Raw genomic sequence first — 17,932 nt, forward strand, 5'->3', positions numbered from 1 at the left:
TCCGCGCTGATCCATCGCGTACGCATCGACTGATGCGCCGTTCGACGAGCGGGACGGCCGGCTGGTCGGACCACGACGACGCTGCACTCGGTGAGCGCAACGTCAGGGGGTCGGACCCAGAAGGAGTTCGTCCACTCCCTCAGGACTCAACAGCGTGCCTACGGCTTGCCACGACTCCGTCTCGAGGTTCCCTGCTCGCCCGGAGGCTCGCTGGTACTGACGACATGGTGTCGAGGCGTACCGAACTGGTCAGTGTTCCACCCGTGAGCTACCGCCGTGACACGTACGGTCACGAAACGGCTCTGGCCGCCTGCCTCATCGAGGCCGGCGGCAAGTGCTCCTTAGAAAGGAGGTGATCCAGCCGCACCTTCCGGTACGGCTACCTTGTTACGACTTAGTCCCAATCGCCGATCCCACCTTCGACGGCTCCCTCCACAAGGGTTGGGCCACCGGCTTCGGGTGTTACCGACTTTCGTGACTTGACGGGCGGTGTGTACAAGGCCCGGGAACGTATTCACCGCAGCGTTGCTGATCTGCGATTACTAGCGACTCCGACTTCATGGGGTCGAGTTGCAGACCCCAATCCGAACTGAGACCGGCTTTCTGGGATTCGCTCCACCTTGCGGTATCGCAGCCCTTTGTACCGGCCATTGTAGCATGTGTGCAGCCCTGGATATAAGGGGCATGATGACTTGACGTCATCCCCACCTTCCTCCGAGTTGACCCCGGCAGTCTCCTATGAGTCCCCGACATGACTCGCTGGCAACATAGGACGAGGGTTGCGCTCGTTGCGGGACTTAACCCAACATCTCACGACACGAGCTGACGACAGCCATGCACCACCTGTGCAAGGCCCTTGCGGACCCCGTATCTCTACGAGATTTCCCTGCATGTCAAACCCAGGTAAGGTTCTTCGCGTTGCATCGAATTAAGCCACATGCTCCGCCGCTTGTGCGGGCCCCCGTCAATTCCTTTGAGTTTTAGCCTTGCGGCCGTACTCCCCAGGCGGGGCGCTTAATGCGTTAGCTGCGGCACAGACAACGTGGAATGTTGCCCACACCTAGCGCCCACCGTTTACGGCGTGGACTACCAGGGTATCTAATCCTGTTCGCTCCCCACGCTTTCGCTCCTCAGCGTCAATATCGGCCCAGAGACCCGCCTTCGCCACCGGTGTTCTTCCTGATATCTGCGCATTTCACCGCTACACCAGGAGTTCCAGTCTCCCCTACCGAATTCTAGCTTGCCCGTATCGGCTGCAGGCCCGGGGTTGAGCCCCAGGTTTTCACAGCCGACGCGACAAGCCGCCTACGAGCTCTTTACGCCCAATAATTCCGGACAACGCTTGGACCCTACGTATTACCGCGGCTGCTGGCACGTAGTTGGCCGGTCCTTCTTCTGCAGGTACCGTCACTTGCGCTTCGTCCCTGCTGAAAGAGGTTTACAACCCGAAGGCCGTCATCCCTCACGCGGCGTCGCTGCATCAGGCTTTCGCCCATTGTGCAAGATTCCCCACTGCTGCCTCCCGTAGGAGTCTGGGCCGTGTCTCAGTCCCAGTGTGGCCGGTCGCACTCTCAGGCCGGCTACCCGTCGTCGCCTTGGTGGGCCGTTACCCCACCAACAAGCTGATAGGCCGCGGGCCCATCCTCAGCCGATGAATCTTTCCACTCCCGGCAGATGCCTGCAGGAGTCGTATCCGGTATTAGACCCGGTTTCCCGGGCTTATCCCAGAGCTGAGGGCAGGTTGCCCACGTGTTACTCACCCGTTCGCCGCTAGGGCTCCTCTCCGAAGAGAGGGCCTCGCTCGACTTGCATGTGTGAAGCACGCCGCCAGCGTTCGTCCTGAGCCAGGATCAAACTCTCCGTGAAGGTATGTATGACACGCGGTCCGAAGACCGCTGTATCGACACAGAAAGTCGCCACTCGCGTGGCATGATCTTGGTTGTGACGAGCTGGCCCGCCCGACCGAAGCCGGACGGATTACTCGTTGTACCAAAGGAATTCCATTGCGGTCTGCCCGTGACCCGCGAGTGCGGGGTCGGTACGGACCGAACGGAGGTTAGTGCTTAATGGCACTGACTTTCGGCACGCTGTTGAGTTCTCAAGGAGCGGACGCGCACCGTCCCTGACCTCTCGGTCAGCTTCGGGGCAACCCGTGAAACGCTAGTCGGTCAGTGTCGCGGAGTCAAACCCCGCTCTGCCCGGTGACTCGGTGGGCTCTGTGGACCAACCTCGCGGCTGCTCCGTCTGGCGCTTCGAGTCAGGCGGCCGGCTCGCTCTCGCGCTCCGACTTGCATAACATTACACACGGATCGCCGGATCGCCAAACCAGGGGGTCGAGACGCCCGTCACCTTCTTTTCTTCGGCCTGGCGGCTTGCAGACCCGCAGCTTCATCGGTAGGGGGCGCCGTGGGCCCGTTGCGGCGCCGGGTCCCCGCTCGGAAGGGCGACACGGTGGGATCTCCGGGGACCCACCACCGCCACGGCACGTCGGCGGCGTGGTTCACGCCGACCCGCGGCCCGACGTCGGCGACAACCCGCCGCGGCGCGGGCTCGAGCCGGACCGGTGAGGCCGGGTCCAGCAGGTCGACACCGAGCACCGCGCGGTCGAGACCCAGGGCGGCCGCCAACCGTGCCGGTCCCCGGGCGAGGTCGGCGTCGCGTCGCGCGGAGAGCCGTCGGGTCCGGGCGAGGTCCACGCCCTCGACGACCTCGCCGGCACGGATCAGCACCGCCTCCCCCACGCCGTCGGCGCCGCAGCTGACGTTGGCCGCCCAGTGCATCCCGTAGACGAAGTACACGTAGAGCACTCCCGCCGGGCCGAACATCACCGCGGTGCGCGGGGTGCGACCCCGGGCGGAGTGCGACGCGGGGTCGTCCTCCCGGTACGCCTCGACCTCGGTCACCCGCACCGCCACCCGACCTCCGACGTCGGAGACCAGGGTGGCGCCGAGCAGGCGGGGTGCCGCCGCCACCGATCCCCGTTGCAGGACGCGCAGCAGAGCCGCACCCGACGGGGTCAGGGGGCGTCCGGGCTCCACGCGTCCACCCAGGTCCGCGCGTCGTCCACCCGCGACCGGAGCCGTGCCGTCTGGTCGGCCACCCGGTCGGGCGCCGTGCCGCCGACCGCGGCCCGTGCCGCCAGCGCCCCCTGCACGGTGAGGACCTCGCCCGCACCGACCAACCGCTCGTCGACCTCACGCAACTCGTCGTCGGTGAGGTCCAACAGTTCACGGTCGCGCGCCTCGCACCACGACACCAGCGCCCCGCTGATCTCGTGCGCGTCCCGGAACGCGACCCCCTGCCGCACCAGCCACTCGGCGACGTCGGTCGCGAGCGCGAAGCCCGACGGCGCGGCGGCGGTCAGCCGGTCCCGGTCGAACCACAGGTGGGTCACGAGTCCGGTGACGGCCGGCAACAGCATCACCAGCTGGTCGGCGGCGTCGAAGACCGGCTCCTTGTCCTCCTGCAGGTCACGGTCGTACGCGAGCGGGAGGGCCTTGAGCGTGGCCAGCAGCCCGGTGAGGTCACCCAGCAGCCGGCCGCTCTTGCCCCGGGCGAGCTCCGCGATGTCGGGGTTCTTCTTCTGCGGCATGATCGAGGACCCCGTCGACCACGAGTCCGGCAACCGCACCCAGCGGAACGCCGGCGTGGCCCAGACGATGACCTCCTCGGCCAGCCGCGACAGGTGGATCCCCACCATCGTCGCGGCGAACAGGTACTCGGCGGCGAAGTCGCGGTCGCTGACGGCGTCGATGGAGTTCTCGGCCGGTGCGTCGAAACCCAGGTCGGCGGCGACGGCCGCGGGGTCCAACGGCAACGACGACCCGGCGAGGGCTCCGGAACCCAGCGGGGACACCGCGGCACGGACGTCCCAGTCGCGCAACCGGGCGACATCGCGCAGCAGCGCCTGAGCGTGGGCGAGCAGGTGGTGACCGAGCAGCACCGGTTGCGCGTGCTGCAGGTGGGTCATCCCCGGCATGGCGACGCCGACGTGCGCATCCGCCTGCCCGGCCAGGGCGTCGACGAGGTCCAGCACCTGGCCGACCAGCGCCCGGACGTGCCCCCGCAACCAGAGCCGCAGGTCCGTCGCGATCTGGTCGTTGCGGCTGCGGCCGGCACGGAGCTTGCCGCCCACCGCGCCCAACCGTTGCACCAGCTCACGTTCCAACGCACCGTGCACGTCTTCGTCGTCCGGATCAGGGTGCAACGTTCCCGCCCGCACCTCGGCCAGCAACTGCTCGAGTCCGCCGAGCATCACGCGGAGCTCGTCGTCGGTGAGCAGACCCGCCCGCGCGAGCACTCGTGCATGCGCCATGGACGAGCGCAGGTCGACGGCGGCGAGGCGCCAGTCGAAGTGGGTCGACAACGACAGCGCGGTCAGTTCGGGCGACGGGCCACTGGCGAACCGGCCGCCCCACAGCCGTCCGGCCGCCGTCCCCGGGCCGGCGTCGTCAGTCACTGCCGAATTCCATCGCGGCCTGGTCGAGCGCCGCCTCGTCGTCACCGGGTGCGGGGTTCTCGGCGATCTGCGCGGCGTTGCCCGCGGGGATGGCGCCGAACAAGGTGCCGTTCTCGACCAGCACCTGCCCCTGGTCCAACGGCTGGCCCGCGTACAGCTCGAGCTTGGCGCGGGAGTCGGCGATGTCGAGGTTGCGCATCGTGAGCTGACCGATCCGGTCGACCGGACCGAACGCGGCGCTCTCGGTGCGTTCCATCGACAGCTTGTCGGGGTGGTAGCTGAACGCCGGGCCCTCGGTGCGCAGGATCGTGTAGTCGTCACCGCGCCGGAGTCGCAGGGTCACCTCGCCCGTGACGACCGACGCGACCCACCGTTGCAGGGGCTCGCGGATCATGAGCGCCTGCGGGTCCAACCAGCGTCCTTCGTAGAGCAGGCGGCCGAGTTTGCGGCCCTCGCCGTGGTAGTTCGCGACCGTGTCCTCGTTGTGGATGGCGTTGAGCAGTCGCTCGTACGCGATCCAGAGCAGCGCCATGCCCGGCGCCTCGTAGATGCCGCGGGACTTGGCCTCGATGATCCGGTTCTCGATCTGGTCGGACATGCCCAGCCCGTGACGGCCGCCGACGGCGTTGGCCTCGGTGACGAGCAGCACCGGGTCGTCGAACTGCACGCCGTTGATCGCCACCGGGCGCCCGGCGACGAACCGCACGGTGACGTCCTCGGTCTCGATCGCGACCGACGGGTCCCAGAACCGCACGCCCATGATCGGTTCGACGGTCTCCATCGAGACGTCGAGGTGCTCGAGCGTCTTCGCCTCGTGGGTGGCGCCCCAGATGTTGGCGTCGGTCGAGTACGCCTTCTCCTTGCTGTCGCGGTAGGGCAGGTCGTGGTCGACCAACCACTGGCTCATCTCCGCGCGACCCCCGAGCTCGGACACGAAGTCGGCGTCGAGCCACGGTTTGTAGATGCGCAGGGAGGGGTTCGCGAGCAGCCCGTAGCGGTAGAAGCGCTCGATGTCGTTGCCCTTGAACGTCGAGCCGTCGCCCCAGATGTGGACGTCGTCGGTCTGCATCGCGCGCACCAGCAGGGTGCCGGTGACGGCCCGGCCGAGAGGTGTGGTGTTGAAGTAGGTGCGGCCGCCGGTGCGGACGTGGAAGGCGCCGCACGCCATCGCGGCGAGGCCCTCCTCGACCAGCTCACGACGGCAGTCGACGGCCCGGGCGATCTCGGCGCCGTACTGCCGCGCCCGCTCGGGCACCCCGGAGATGTCGGGCTCGTCGTACTGGCCGATGTCGGCGGTGTACGTGCACGGGACGGCGCCCTTGCTGCGCATCCAGGCGACCGCGACCGAGGTGTCGAGACCGCCGGAGAAGGCGATGCCGACGCGTTCGCCGACGGGCAGTGACGTGACGACCTTGCTCATGAAGGGCTGGACTCCTCAGGGTTCGTGACGCGGTGCGACGAGGTCGCGGAGGTTCTGGGCGAGGCGCGGGCCGCCGTCGGGATCGCGGACGACCACGAGGATGGTGTCATCCCCGGCGATGGTCCCGAGGACGTCGGGCAGACCGGCGCGGTCGACGGCGGACGCGAGGAACCCCGCAGCGCCCGGCGGGGTCCGCAGGATCACCAGGTTCCCACTGGCCTCGGCAGAGGTGAGCAGTTCACCCACCAGGCGCGCGAGCCGGTGCGGCGGGGCGTCGCCCTCACGACGGACGGCCACCGGGGAGCCGTCCTCGGGGACGACGTACACCGGCACCCCGCCGTCCGGCGGGCGCAGTTTGACCGCACCGAGTTCGTCGAGATCGCGGGACAGCGTGGCCTGGGTGACGTGGAGGCCACCCTCGGCGAGGTGGGTGGCGAGCTCGCCGTGGGACCGCACCGGTTCACGGGCCAGGATGTCGACGATCCGGGCGTGCCGGGTCGCCTTGCTCGCGCGCTCGAGTCCGGCCGTCACGCCCGCTCCAGCAGGAACGCGAGCAGCGCCTTCTGCGCGTGCAGTCGGTTCTCCGCCTCGTCCCAGACCGCGGTGCCGGGCGCGTCGATGACCTCGGCCTCGATCTCCAGGCCCCGGTACGCCGGCAGGCAGTGCAGCACGACGACGTCGGGGTGGCTCGCGGCGAGGGCGGCCCGGGTCACGGCGTAGTCGCCGAACAGGTTCATCCGCTCGACCTTCTCGTCCTCCTGACCCATGGACACCCAGGTGTCGGTCGCGACGACGTCGGCCCCGGCGAACGCCGCGGCGGGGTCCGCCGTCACGAGCACCGACCCGCCGGTCTGCTCGGCGATCCGTTCGGCGTCGAGCACCACCGCGGGATCGGGCAGGTACCCGTCGGGACCCGCGACCCGCACGTGCATCCCGGCGGTGGCACAGCCGAGCAGGTACGAGTGGGCCATGTTGTTCGCGGCGTCGCCGACGTAGGCGAAGGTGAGACCGGCGAGCGTGCCGCGGCGTTCGGTCACGGTCTGCAGGTCGGCCAGGATCTGGCACGGGTGGAAGGCGTCGGACAGCGCGTTCACCACCGGGACTCCCGCGCACTGCGCCATCGTCTCGAGGTCCGACTGCGCGAAGGTGCGCCACACGACCGCGCTCACCATCCGCCCGAGCACGCGTGCGGTGTCGGCGACCGGTTCGCCGCGCCCCATCTGGCTGCTGCCGCCGTCGATGACGAGCGGGCTGCCACCCAGTTCGGCGATGCCCGCGGCGAACGAGACCCGGGTGCGGGTCGACGGTTTGTCGAACAGCACCGCCACGGTCCGGGGGCCCGCGAGCGGCGCGTGCGCGAAACGGTTGGCCTTCATGTCCGCGGCCAGCGCCAGGACCTCGGCCTGTTCGGTCGGGGTCAGGTCGTCGTCGCGGAGGAAGTGGCGGGTCACGGGGCCACCTCCGCGGCGACGGTGTGGACGGCATCGCTCAGGACGGCGACCGCCCGGTCGACCTCGGCGTCGGTGACGATGAGGGGCGGCGCGAGCCGCAGCACGGCGGGCTTGACGGTGTTCACCAACAGACCGTTGCTCCGAGCAACGGTCTCGACCGCGGCGGCGTGGTCACCGGTCAGCGCGAGCCCGCGCCACAGCCCGACGCCGCGCACACCCGCGACCAGCGGGCTGTCGATCGAAGCCAGGCCGTCGGCGAGGTGCTCGCCCACCCGCTTGACGTGGTCGAGCAGGTGCTGGTCCGCGATCGTGTCGAGCACGGCGAGCGCCGCGGCGCAGGACACGGGGTTGCCACCGAAGGTGCTGCCGTGGTCGCCGGGCGCGAACGTGGTGGCGACGTCACCGAACGCGAGGCACGCCCCGATGGGCATGCCGCCGCCGAGCCCCTTGGCCAGGGTCATGACGTCGGGCCGGACCCCCTCGGCGAGCGCGGCGAACCAGTGGCCGGTGCGACCGATCCCGGACTGCACCTCGTCGACGACCAGCAGCGCACCCGCGGAGTCACACAGCTCGCGCACCGCGGCCAGGTAGCCCGCGGGTGGCTCGACGACCCCGCCCTCCCCCTGCAGCGGTTCGACCACGACGCCCGCGGTCTGCGGCCCGACGACCGCCCGCAACGCGTCCACGTCGCCGTACGGCGCGAAGGTGACCGGCCCGGGCAGCGGCGCGAACGGCTCGCGCTTGGCGGGGTTCCCGGTCACGGAGAGCGCGCCGAGGGTCCGGCCGTGGAAACTGTTCGACGTCGAGACGATCTCGACCCGCTCGCCGTGGGTGTGGCCGTGGCGGCGGACGATCTTCAACGCACACTCGACCGCCTCGGCGCCACTGTTGCCGAAGAAGACCCGGCCGGGGGTGCCGGCCAGTTCGAGGAGACGCTCGGCCAAGGTCACGCCCGGCGCGTGCACGTAGAGGTTGGAGGTGTGGACCAACCGCGCCACCTGCTCGCTGACCGCGGCGACCACTGCGGGATGGGCGTGTCCGAGCGAGGACACCGCGATCCCCCCGACGAAGTCGAGGTACTCGCGGCCGTCGACGTCCCAGACCGTGCTGCCGGCACCGTGGTCGAGCACGACCGACGGCGTGCCGTAGTTCGGCATCATCGCGGCGTCCCACCGCGCCTGCCAGTCCTCCGTGGCGTTCACGCCGTCGCTCCTTCGTCCGTGGTCACAGGATCGGGCCGCACCATCGTGCCGGTCCCCTCGGTGGTGAAGACCTCGACGAGCAGGCCGTGCGGCACCCGGCCGTCGATGACAGTGGCTGCGGGCACCCCGCCTCGGACGGCGTCGAGGCAGGCGGCCATCTTCGGCACCATGCCGGACGACAGTGACGGCAACATCGCGGCCAGTTCCGTCGCGTGGATGCTGCTGACGATGCGTTCGCTGGCGGGCCAGTCGGCGTAGAGACCCGCGACGTCGGTGAGCACCACCAGCTTCTCGGCACCCAGCGCCGTGGCGATCGCCGCCGCGGCGGTGTCGGCGTTGACGTTGTAGCTGCTGCCGTCCAGCCCCCGCGCGACGGTCGCGATGACCGGCACGCGGCCTTCGTCGAGCAGGGCCAGCACCGGGCCGGGGTTGACCGAGACGACGTCGCCGACCTGGCCGAAGTCGACGGTCTCGCCGTCGACCACCTGCGTGTGCCGCTCGGCGAGCAGCAGGTGGGCGTCCTCGCCCGACAGTCCGACGGCGAAGGGGCCGTGGTCGTTGACGAGGTTGACGACGTCGCCGTTGACCTGACCGACCAGCACCATCCGGACGACGGCCATGGCCTCGGGAGTCGTGACGCGCAGGCCGGCCCGGAACTCCGACGCGATGCCCAGGCGGTCGAGGTGGTCGCTGATCTGCGGTCCGCCACCGTGCACCACCACCGGCCGGATGCCGGCGTAGCGCAGGAACACGATGTCCTCGGCGAACGCGGCCGACAGTTCCGGTGAGGTCATGGCGTTGCCGCCGAACTTGATCACCACGACCTTGCCGTGGAAACGCTGCAGCCACGGCAGGGCGTCGATGAGCGTCGCGGCCTTGTCGAGGGCCTGCGCCTGGGAGATGACACGGCCTGCGGTCATGAGCTGTAGGCGCTGTTCTCGTGCACGTACCCGTGCGACAGGTCGTTGGTCCAGATCGTTGCAGTATGCACACCGGCGTGGAGGTCGACGGTGATGGCGATCGCTCGCGGCGTCATGTCGACGAGGTCGCGCGGCTCCCCCGCTGCTCCGCCGCGGCAGACCACCACGCCGTTCACGGCCACGTCGATCTCGTCGGGTTCGAACGCCGCCGAGGTCACGCCGACGGCGGCGATGATCCGGCCCCAGTTGGGGTCGGAGCCGAACAGCGCGGTCTTGACGAGGTTGTCGCGGGCGATGGCGCGGCCGACCTCGACGGCGTCGGCCACGGACGCGGCCGAGACGACGTCGACGGTGACCTCCTTGGTCGCGCCCTCGGCGTCGGCGACCAGTTGCAACGCGAGGTCCTGGGCGACCTCGGTGAGCAGGGCGGTGAACACCTGCGGGTCGGGCGTCACCCCGGACGCGCCGCTCGCCAGCAGCACGACGGTGTCGTTGGTGGAGGTGGCGCCGTCACTGTCGACCCGCTCGAACGTGACGTCGACCGCCTCGCGCAGGGCGGCGTCGGCGGTCGCGGTGTCGAGGACGGCGTCGGTGGTGATGACACACAGCATGGTCGCGAGCGACGGCGCCAACATCCCGGCACCCTTGGCCATGCCGCCGACGGTCCAGCCGTCGTCGTGGGTCACCGCCGCCTGCTTCGACACGCTGTCGGTGGTGCGGATGGCGTCGGCGGCTTCGGCACCGGCGTCGGCGTCGGGGCGCAGTCCGGCCGCGGCCTGCGCCGCCCCGGCGAGCACCTTCTGCAGCGGGAGCCGCTCACCGATGAGGCCGGTGGAGCAGACCAGCACGTCACCGGCGCCGCAGCCGAGCACGGCGGCGACGTGTTCGGCGGTCCGGTGGGTGTCGGCGAAGCCGTCCGGCCCGGTGCAGGCGTTGGCCCCGCCGGAGTTCAGCACGACCGCCTTCACGCGTCCGTCGGCCACCGCCTGCTGCGACCACAGCACCGGCGCCGCCTTGACCCGGTTGCGGGTGAACACGGCGGCGGCGACGTCGGACGGGCCGTCGTTCACGACGAGCGCGACGTCCCGCCCGCCACTGGCCTTGATCCCGGCGGTGACGCCGGCAGCCCGGAACCCCGCTGCAGCGACGACGCTCAACGCCACCACCCCTCGTCGCTGCGCTCCTCGGGCATGTTCGCTCCGCTCCTCGCTCGCTGGCGCTCGCTGCGATGCTCACTCACGGCGCGATCCCGTCGACGGCGAGCCCGGTGGTCTCCGCCAGGCCCAGCATGATGTTCGCGTTCTGCACGGCCTGGCCGGCCGCGCCCTTGCCGAGGTTGTCGATCGCGCTGGTCACGATCACCCGGCCGCTCGACACGTCGACGGCGGCCTGGAGGTGGACACTGTTGCTGCCTGCAACGGACGCCGTGTGCGGCTGGCGGCCGCCGGGCAGGACGTGCACGAAGGGCTCGTCGGCGTAGGCCGCCAGCAGGACGTCGCGGACGTCGTCGGTCGACACGCTCCCCACCGGGCGGGCGGTGACGCTCGCGAGGATGCCCCGCGGCATCGGGGCGAGGACCGGGGTGAAGGACAAGGTGCGGGCGCCGGTGGCCTGCAGGATCTCCGCGACGTGCTGGTGCGCGCCGACCTTGTACGGCGACAGGTCGCCCATGACCTCGCTGCCCAGCAGGTTGGCCTTGGCGGCCCGGCCGGCCCCCGAGGTGCCGGAGGCCGCCACGACGACGACGTCGTCGGCCTCGACGATCCCCGCGGCGACCAGCGGCGCGAGGGCGGTGGTGATCGCGACCGCGTAGCAGCCGGTGTTGGCGACGCGCTCGGAGGCGGCGATCGCGGCGCGGGCGCCCGGGAGTTCCGGCAGGCCGTAGGTCCAGGTGCCGGCGTGCGGACCGCCGTAGTACCGCTCCCAGGCGGCGGGGTCGCGCAGCCGGAAGTCGGCGCCCAGGTCGACGACCCGGGTCGAGGGCGGCAACTGCGCCGCGATCGCGGCGGACGCGCCGTGTGGCAGGGCGAGGAACACCAGTTCGGCGCGACCGAGCACCTCCGGGGTGGTGGGCTCGAGGACGCGGTCCCCGAGACTCACCAGCTGGGGGTGCAGTGCGCCCACCGGCTGACCCGCCGACGACCCGGCCGCGGCCGCCACCAGGTCGAGATCGGGGTGGGCTGCCACCAGCCGCAGCAGCTCACCGCCTGCGTAGCCGCTCGCACCTGCGATGGCCGTCGTCGTCCCCATGTGCAACATCATGCACGATGCTGCAACTTCATACGCGACCCGGGTCGGGTTCACCGGGCGAACACCTCGACCGGGCACGATCAGCCCGTGCCGACGCCGTCGTGGAGGTTCGGAGCGTCGCTGCTGGTGGCGGGCGTGCTCGCGGGCCTGGTCGCCGCGGGGCTCACCGAATTGCTGCACGCCGTCCAGCACCTCGCCTTCGGGTACGACAGCGGTCCGTTCGCCGTGGGTGTGCAACGGGCCCCCGGGTGGCGGCGGGTCGCGGCGCTCGGGTCGTGCGGCGTGGTCGCGGGCGTCGGCTGGTACCTGCTGCGCCGGCACCTCCCGGACCCGGTCCGGGTACGGGTCGCGGTGCGTGACCGGATCCGGATGCGGCCGGAGTCGACGATCGTCGAGAGCCTGCTGCAGATCGTCACGGTCGGGCTCGGGGCCTCGCTCGGACGCGAGAGCGCCCCACGGCGGATGAGCGGCGCCCTGGCCCAGTGGCTCGCCGACGGTGTGCACCTCGACCGCGACCAGACCCGGGTCGTCATCGCGTGCGCCGCGGGCGCGGGCTTCGGCGCCGTGTACAACGTCCCGCTCGCCGGCACCCTGTTCGTCGCCGAGATCCTGCTGCGCACGCGGCGGGCCGCGACCGTGCTGACCGCCGCGCTCGTCTGTGTCGTGGCCACGGCGGTCGCGTGGATCTCCGTGCCGTGGGAGCCGTTCTACGCGGTGAGCGTGCGGGGCGCGTCCGGGTGGCTGCTGCTCGGCGCCCTGCTCGCCGGGCCGGTGGCTGCGGCCGCGGGGCTGGGGTTCGAGCGGGTCACGACCTTCGCGGGCGCGCACCGCGCCCGCGGGTGGCGGATCCCGGTCACGGCGGTGCCGGTCTTCACCCTGCTGGGCGTGGTGGGGATCGCCGCGCCCGAACTGCTGGGCAACGGCCGCGGGCCCGCGACCCTCGCCTTCGACGTGTCCGACCACGCGGTCTGGTTGCTGCTGGTGCTCGCGGTGGCCAAGCCGCTGGTGACGGCCGCCTGCCTCGGCACCGGGGTCAGCGGCGGGCTCGTGACACCGGCGCTCGCCACCGGCGCCCTGCTCGGCGCGGGTCTCGGCGCCGGGTGGACCGACCTGGTCGGCACCTCCGACACCGCGGCCTACTCCGTCCTGGTCGCGGCCGGGGTCCTGGTCGTGACGATGCGGGCGCCGTTCACCGCCCTCGCCTTCGCCTGGGAGGTCACCGGTGTCCCGGTGTGGTTCCTGGTCCCGCTCGCGGTGACGGCGGCGGGCGCCTGGATCTGCTCCCGCGGCTGGGCCCGACCACCCGGCTGATCCCGGGCGGGCGCCCGGTCAGGTACGCAGGACTGCGCCGACGTCGGCCTGCGCGCGGTCGACCGCGGCCTGCCGGAACGCCGAGACCTCGTCGGAGGTCAGGGTGCGGTCGGGCGCCCGCCAGCGCAGGGCGTAGGCCAGCGACTTGCGACCCTCGCCCAGGTTGGCACCGGTGTAGACGTCGAACAGCCGCACCGACTCCAGCAGGTCACCGGCTCCGGCCCGGACAGCCGCGGCGACGTCGGCCTCGGCCACCCGGTCGGCGACGACGAGGGCGATGTCGGCGAGGGCCGGCGGGTACGGCGCCACCACCGGCGCCTGCACCGGCGCGGGCGGGGCGAAGGCGTCGAGGTCCAGTTCGACCGCGCAGGTCCGCGCGGGCAGGCCCAGGGCGGCGACGACCCGGGGGTGCAGCTCTCCCGCATGGCCGACGACGCGCTCACCCACGCCGTCCACCGCCACCCGCAGTTCGGCGCACCGGCCGGGATGCCAGGGCGCCACGTGCCCCGCGGCCACGGTCAGGTCGGCGCGGGCGGCGGCCGCGACGGTGCGGGCGACCTCGACGGCGTCGGCCCAGTCGGCCGGGCGGCCGGGACCCCACCAGCCACGCGGGTCACGTTCACCCGTGAGCACGGCCGCGAGGTGGCGGGGTTGCTCGGGCAGGGAGGCGTCGAGTGCCGCGAGGTCCGCGTCCGAGGGACGGGACCCGGTCGCGAGGCGCGGACCCGGGACGGCGTCGGGGCGGGCCAGGAACACCAGGCCGGTCGCGAACAGCGCGACGTCACGCTGACCTCGTCCGACGTTGCGGACCAGCGCCGCGAGCAGACCCGGCAGCAACGTGGTGCGCATGAGCGGGTCGGTGTCGGCGAGGGGGTTGGCGAGTTCGACGGTGCGACGGCGCGGATCGGCCGCGGCGAGGTCGAAGGCGTCGAGCGAGGCGGCCGACATGAACGGCGACGCGACGACCTCGAGGTAGCCCGAGGCGGCGACGGCGCGCGTGACGTCGCGCCGCAGCCGCTGGCTCGCGGTCAGACCGACTCCCGCGGGCGGGGTGGGGAGTCGCGACGGGATGGAGTCGTAACCCTCGAGCCGCGCGACCTCCTCGGTCAGATCGGCTTCGTCGCGCAGGTCGGGGCGCCAGGACGGCGGGGTCACGGTGAGCTCACCGTTGCTGTCAGCAACGGTTGCCCCCACCTGCTCGAGGCGCCGGGTGATGGTCGCGGCCGACCACTCGACACCGGCGAGCGCCGCGAGGCGCCCGGGTCGGGCGGTGACCGCCGCGGGCAACGTGGGCTCCCCTACGACGGTGAGGACACCTGCGACCGTCGCCCCACCGAACTCGGCCAGCAGCGAGGCGGCCCGGGCCAGGGCGGGGCCGGCGACCTCCGGGTCGACGCCGCGCTCGAAGCGCTTGGCGGCCTCGCTCGGCAGTCGGTGCCGCCGGACGGTGCGGGCGATGTCGGCCGGGGTCCAGTGCGCGGCCTCGAGCACGATGTCGGTGGTCGAGGCGGAGATCTCGGTCCGTTCCCCGCCCATGACGCCGGCGAGGGCGACCGGGCCGTCGTCGTCGGTGACGACGAGGTCGGAGGCGGCCAGGGTGCGGTCCGCGCCGTCCAGGGTGCGCAGCGTCTCGCCCGCCGTCGCCCGGCGGACGCCGAGACCGCCCTTCACCGTGGCGCGGTCGAAGGCGTGCAGGGGCTGGCCGAGTTCGAGCATGACGTAGTTGGTGACGTCGACGGCCAGGGAGATCGGCCGCATGCCGGCCTGGCGCAGGCGGCGGGTCATCCACGTGGGGCTCGCGGCCGCGGGGTCGAGGCCGGTGACCTCGAGCGCGCTGAACCGGTCGCAGCCGTCGACGGCGTCGACCGTCACCGGGAACCCGTCGCCGACCGGCGGTACGTCGACCTCGGCCGGGTCGCGGAACGCGACGTCGAGCGCGGTGGACGTCTCGCGGGCCAGGCCGCGGATCGACAGGGCGTACCCGCGGTCGGGGGTGACGGCGAGGTGCAGCACGTCGTCGTCGAGGCCGAGCATCGGCAGCGCGTCGTCGCCCGGTGCACCGGTCTCGGCCGGCAGCACCATGATGCCGTCGTGGTCGTCGCCGAGGCCGAGTTCGCGCGCGGAGCAGATCATGCCGTCGGACACGTGGTCGTACGTCTTCCGCGCGGCGATCGCGAACCCGCCGGGCAGCACGGCGCCGGGCAGCGAGACGACCACGAGGTCGCCGACGGCGAAGTTGCGCGCGCCGCAGACGATGCCCCTCGGCTCGGCGTTGCCGACATCGACCTGGCAGTACCGGATCGGCTTCTTGAACTGGGTGAGCTCCTCGATCTCGAGCACGCGCCCGAGCACGACCGGACCGGTGATCCGATCGGCGGCGAGTTCGACCTCCTCGACCTCGAAGCCGACACGCACCAGCGCGTCGCCGAGTCCGGTGGTCGACAGACCCGCCGGGACGTCGACGTGCTCCCCGAGCCAGCTGCGCGGGACCTTGACCACTCCACCGCCGGGCATCAGGCCTCCATCCCGAAGGCCGCCGTGAAGCGGGCGTCGCCCTCGAACACGTCGCGCAGGTCGGCCACGTTGTCGCGGAACATCAAGGTGCGGTCGATCCCCATCCCGAAGGCGAAGCCGCTGTAGACCTCGGGGTCGATGCCGCAGGTGCGCAGGACGTGCGGGCTGACCATGCCGCAACCGCCCCACTCGATCCAGCCGCTGGACCCACAGGTCCGGCACGGCCGGTCGGGGTTGCCGACCGAGTCGCCGCGACACACGAAGCACAGCAGGTCCGGCTCGGCCGAGGGTTCGGTGAACGGGAAGAACGACGGCCGCAGGCGCGTGATGATGCCGGGACCGAACATGGATTCCGCGAAGTGGTCGAGGGTGCCCTTGAGGTCGGCCATCGACAGTCCCTTGTCGATCGCGAGGCCCTCGACCTGGTGGAACACGGGCGAGTGCGTGGCGTCGAGTTCGTCGGTGCGGAACACCGTGCCCGGGCACACGACGTAGATCGGCGGGGTGCGGGTCAGCATGGTGCGGATCTGGACCGGCGAGGTGTGGGTGCGCAGGACCAGCGACGCCGGGTCGGCGGCGGCGTCCGGCGACCCGCCCTTCGTGAAGAAGGTGTCCATCATCGAGCGCGCCGGGTGGTCCGGCCCCATGTTGAGGGCGTCGAAGTTGTACCAGGACGCCTCGAGCTCCGGACCCTCCGCGATCTCGTAGCCCATGGCGACGAAGACGTCCCCGATGCGCTCGGACAACGTGGTGATCGGGTGCCGCGCACCGGTCGGGCGACGGTCCGAGGGCAGCGTGACGTCGACGCGCTCCTCGACGAGCACCCGCTCGTCGCGCGCGCGCTCGAGTTCCGCGCGGCGGGCGGCGAGCGCCTGCTTGACCTGGCCGCGGGCCGGCCCGATGCGCTTGCCCGCGTCGGCCCGGGCGGCGGGCGGCAGCGCGCCGATCTCGCGGTTGGCCAGGGCGAGGGGCGAGCGGTCGCCCGCGTGCGCCAGTTCGGCCGTGTGCAGCGCGTCGAGGTCCGGCGCCGCGGCGAACGCGGCCCGGGCGGCCTCCACCGCCGCCTCGATGTTCTCGGGAGACAGCGTGCTCACCTCGACCGGGTCGTAGTTCGCGCTGGTGGACGGCATGGCTCTCATTCTCCGGGTCGGGTCCGCGCTGTTTCCGGGCGGGTTTCGGGGCGGGTTCCGGGGCGGGTGTCGGTCGGGTGCTGCGCGCGGGCCGACGCGTAGAGGCAGACGGCGGCCGCCGCGGCGAGGTTGAGGCTCTCGGCGCGGCCGAGGACCGGGATCCGCACCCGGTGGTCGACCGCCGCGAGCACGGGGTCGGGCAGCCCGTGCGCCTCGGACCCGAACAGCCAGACCGTCGGCCGTCGCAACGTCTCGTCCGCTTCGAGGGCGAACAGGTCGGCGTCGCCGTAGCCGGAGGTCGCGAGCGTCAGCAGCCCGACTCCCTGCAGATCCGGGGCCGGTGCCGGGACGACCGGGAGGTGGAACAGGCTGCCGGCCGACGCCCGCACGGCCTTGCCGCCGTACGGGTCGGCGCCGCCGTCGACGACCACGGCGTCCGCGCCCGCGGCGTCGGCGGTTCGGATGATCGCGCCGAGGTTGCCGGGTTCGTTGGGTTCGACGAGGGCGACCAGCAGCCGCGGCGACGCCGCGAGGACGTCCGCGAGGCTCGGCTGGGTCAGGCTGCAGACCGCGACCAGGCCCTGCGGGGTCGAGGTCTCCGAGAGCGCGGCAGCGTCGCGGTCGGACACCAGCGAGGCGCCGGCGGCGAGGTCGGGGTGGCGGGCCGCGGCGTCCGGCGTCGCGAAGAGCTCGACGACGGCGTCCGCGGCCAGCGCCTCCCGGACGGCCTGCGCCCCCTCGGCGAGGAAACGCCCGGCCTCGCCACGGGCCCGGCGCCGGGTGAGGCGTCGGGCCGCGGCGAGCCGGGCGTTGGCGGTGCTGAGCAGGTCAGGCAGCGGACTGCGCGGCCGCGCCGCCCGTACCTTCGGCGGCCACGGCCGCCCGGGCGACCTCGACGAGCGCGGCGAAGGCCGTCTCGTCGTGGACGGCCATCTCGGCGAGAACCTTGCGGTCGGCCGTGATGCCCGCGAGCTTGAGCCCCTGCATGAACCGGTTGTAGGTCATGCCGTTGAGGCGGGCCGCCGCGTTGATGCGGGTGATCCACAGCTGCCGGAAGTCACCCTTGCGCGCCTTGCGGTCGCGGTAGGCGTAGGTGCTGGAGTGGAGCAGCTGCTCCTTGGCCTTGCGGTAGAGCCGGGACCGCTGGCCCCGGTACCCCGAGGCGGCCTCGAGGGTCGAACGGCGCTTCTTCTGGGCGTTGACTGCCCGCTTCACGCGTGCCACGTGTGATCAGTTCCTTGCGTCGGGACCGGCGACGTTCGAGGTCGTCCGGTC

At 71.9% G+C, this 17,932-nt stretch carries 14 protein-coding genes and 1 rRNA gene; 1 reads left to right on the forward strand and 14 read right to left on the reverse strand.

The annotated features are described in order from the left end of the window. Positions 1-345: 345 nt before the first annotated feature. The 10 genes from ACXR2U_RS09890 to argC form a co-directional block, all read right to left on the reverse strand. Positions 346-1,866, reverse strand: a 16S ribosomal RNA gene (locus ACXR2U_RS09890). Between the two features lie 479 nt (positions 1,867-2,345). Further along, complete coding sequence (locus ACXR2U_RS09895) at positions 2,346-3,038, reverse strand: DNA-3-methyladenine glycosylase (RefSeq protein WP_458824821.1); 693 nt, start codon at positions 3,036-3,038, stop codon at positions 2,346-2,348. Then, the gene (gene argH, locus ACXR2U_RS09900; RefSeq protein WP_458824822.1) at positions 3,017-4,459 is read right to left on the reverse strand and encodes an argininosuccinate lyase; all 1,443 of its coding nucleotides are present in this window, start codon (positions 4,457-4,459) and stop codon (positions 3,017-3,019) included. Before argH ends, ACXR2U_RS09895 begins: the two co-directional genes overlap by 22 nt. Continuing rightward, on the reverse strand, positions 4,452-5,879 hold the full coding sequence (gene argG, locus ACXR2U_RS09905; RefSeq protein WP_458824823.1) for an argininosuccinate synthase: 1,428 nt from the start codon (positions 5,877-5,879) through the stop codon (positions 4,452-4,454). Before argG ends, argH begins: the two co-directional genes overlap by 8 nt. A gap of 15 nt (positions 5,880-5,894) precedes the next feature. Further along, a complete protein-coding gene (locus ACXR2U_RS09910; RefSeq protein ID WP_458824824.1) occupies positions 5,895-6,410 on the reverse strand; it encodes an arginine repressor in 516 nt (171 codons plus the stop codon). Beyond that, the gene (gene argF / locus ACXR2U_RS09915) at positions 6,407-7,330 is read right to left on the reverse strand and encodes an ornithine carbamoyltransferase (protein WP_458824825.1); all 924 of its coding nucleotides are present in this window, start codon (positions 7,328-7,330) and stop codon (positions 6,407-6,409) included. The genes ACXR2U_RS09910 and argF overlap by 4 nt, the downstream gene beginning before the upstream one ends. Next, positions 7,327-8,532, reverse strand: a complete 1,206-nt coding sequence (locus ACXR2U_RS09920) for an acetylornithine transaminase (RefSeq protein WP_458824827.1) — start codon at positions 8,530-8,532, stop codon at positions 7,327-7,329. Before ACXR2U_RS09920 ends, argF begins: the two co-directional genes overlap by 4 nt. Beyond that, a complete protein-coding gene (gene argB, locus ACXR2U_RS09925; protein WP_458824828.1) occupies positions 8,529-9,452 on the reverse strand; it encodes an acetylglutamate kinase in 924 nt (307 codons plus the stop codon). The genes ACXR2U_RS09920 and argB overlap by 4 nt, the downstream gene beginning before the upstream one ends. After that, the gene (gene argJ, locus ACXR2U_RS09930) at positions 9,449-10,609 is read right to left on the reverse strand and encodes a bifunctional glutamate N-acetyltransferase/amino-acid acetyltransferase ArgJ (protein WP_458824830.1); all 1,161 of its coding nucleotides are present in this window, start codon (positions 10,607-10,609) and stop codon (positions 9,449-9,451) included. Before argJ ends, argB begins: the two co-directional genes overlap by 4 nt. A 79-nt stretch (positions 10,610-10,688) precedes the next feature. Next, positions 10,689-11,702 carry an N-acetyl-gamma-glutamyl-phosphate reductase gene (gene argC / locus ACXR2U_RS09935; RefSeq protein ID WP_458824831.1) on the reverse strand — a complete coding sequence of 338 codons (1,014 nt, stop codon included), beginning with the start codon at positions 11,700-11,702 and terminating at the stop codon, positions 10,689-10,691. A gap of 87 nt (positions 11,703-11,789) precedes the next feature. On the opposite strand from argC, the gene ACXR2U_RS09940 reads away from it, so the two are divergent. Continuing rightward, positions 11,790-13,013, forward strand: coding sequence for a chloride channel protein (locus ACXR2U_RS09940; RefSeq protein ID WP_458824833.1), 1,224 nt, complete (start codon positions 11,790-11,792; stop codon positions 13,011-13,013). Between the two features lie 18 nt (positions 13,014-13,031). Here the strand turns inward: ACXR2U_RS09940 and pheT are convergent, their stop codons facing one another. The 4 genes from pheT to rplT are packed head-to-tail and all read right to left on the reverse strand — an operon-like array spanning position 13,032 to position 17,881. Then, positions 13,032-15,527, reverse strand: coding sequence for a phenylalanine--tRNA ligase subunit beta (pheT, locus tag ACXR2U_RS09945; RefSeq protein ID WP_458824834.1), 2,496 nt, complete (start codon positions 15,525-15,527; stop codon positions 13,032-13,034). Continuing rightward, a complete protein-coding gene (pheS, locus tag ACXR2U_RS09950) occupies positions 15,527-16,657 on the reverse strand; it encodes a phenylalanine--tRNA ligase subunit alpha (RefSeq protein WP_458824835.1) in 1,131 nt (376 codons plus the stop codon). Before pheS ends, pheT begins: the two co-directional genes overlap by 1 nt. A 5-nt stretch (positions 16,658-16,662) precedes the next feature. Beyond that, complete coding sequence (locus ACXR2U_RS09955; RefSeq protein WP_458824927.1) at positions 16,663-17,484, reverse strand: TrmH family RNA methyltransferase; 822 nt, start codon at positions 17,482-17,484, stop codon at positions 16,663-16,665. 1 nt (position 17,485) lies between these two features. Next, entirely contained in the window at positions 17,486-17,881 is a 396-nt protein-coding gene (gene rplT, locus ACXR2U_RS09960) for a 50S ribosomal protein L20 (RefSeq protein ID WP_458824837.1), read from the reverse strand. Positions 17,882-17,932: the final 51 nt, after the last annotated feature.

Source organism: Jatrophihabitans sp. YIM 134969 (assembly GCF_054456675.1).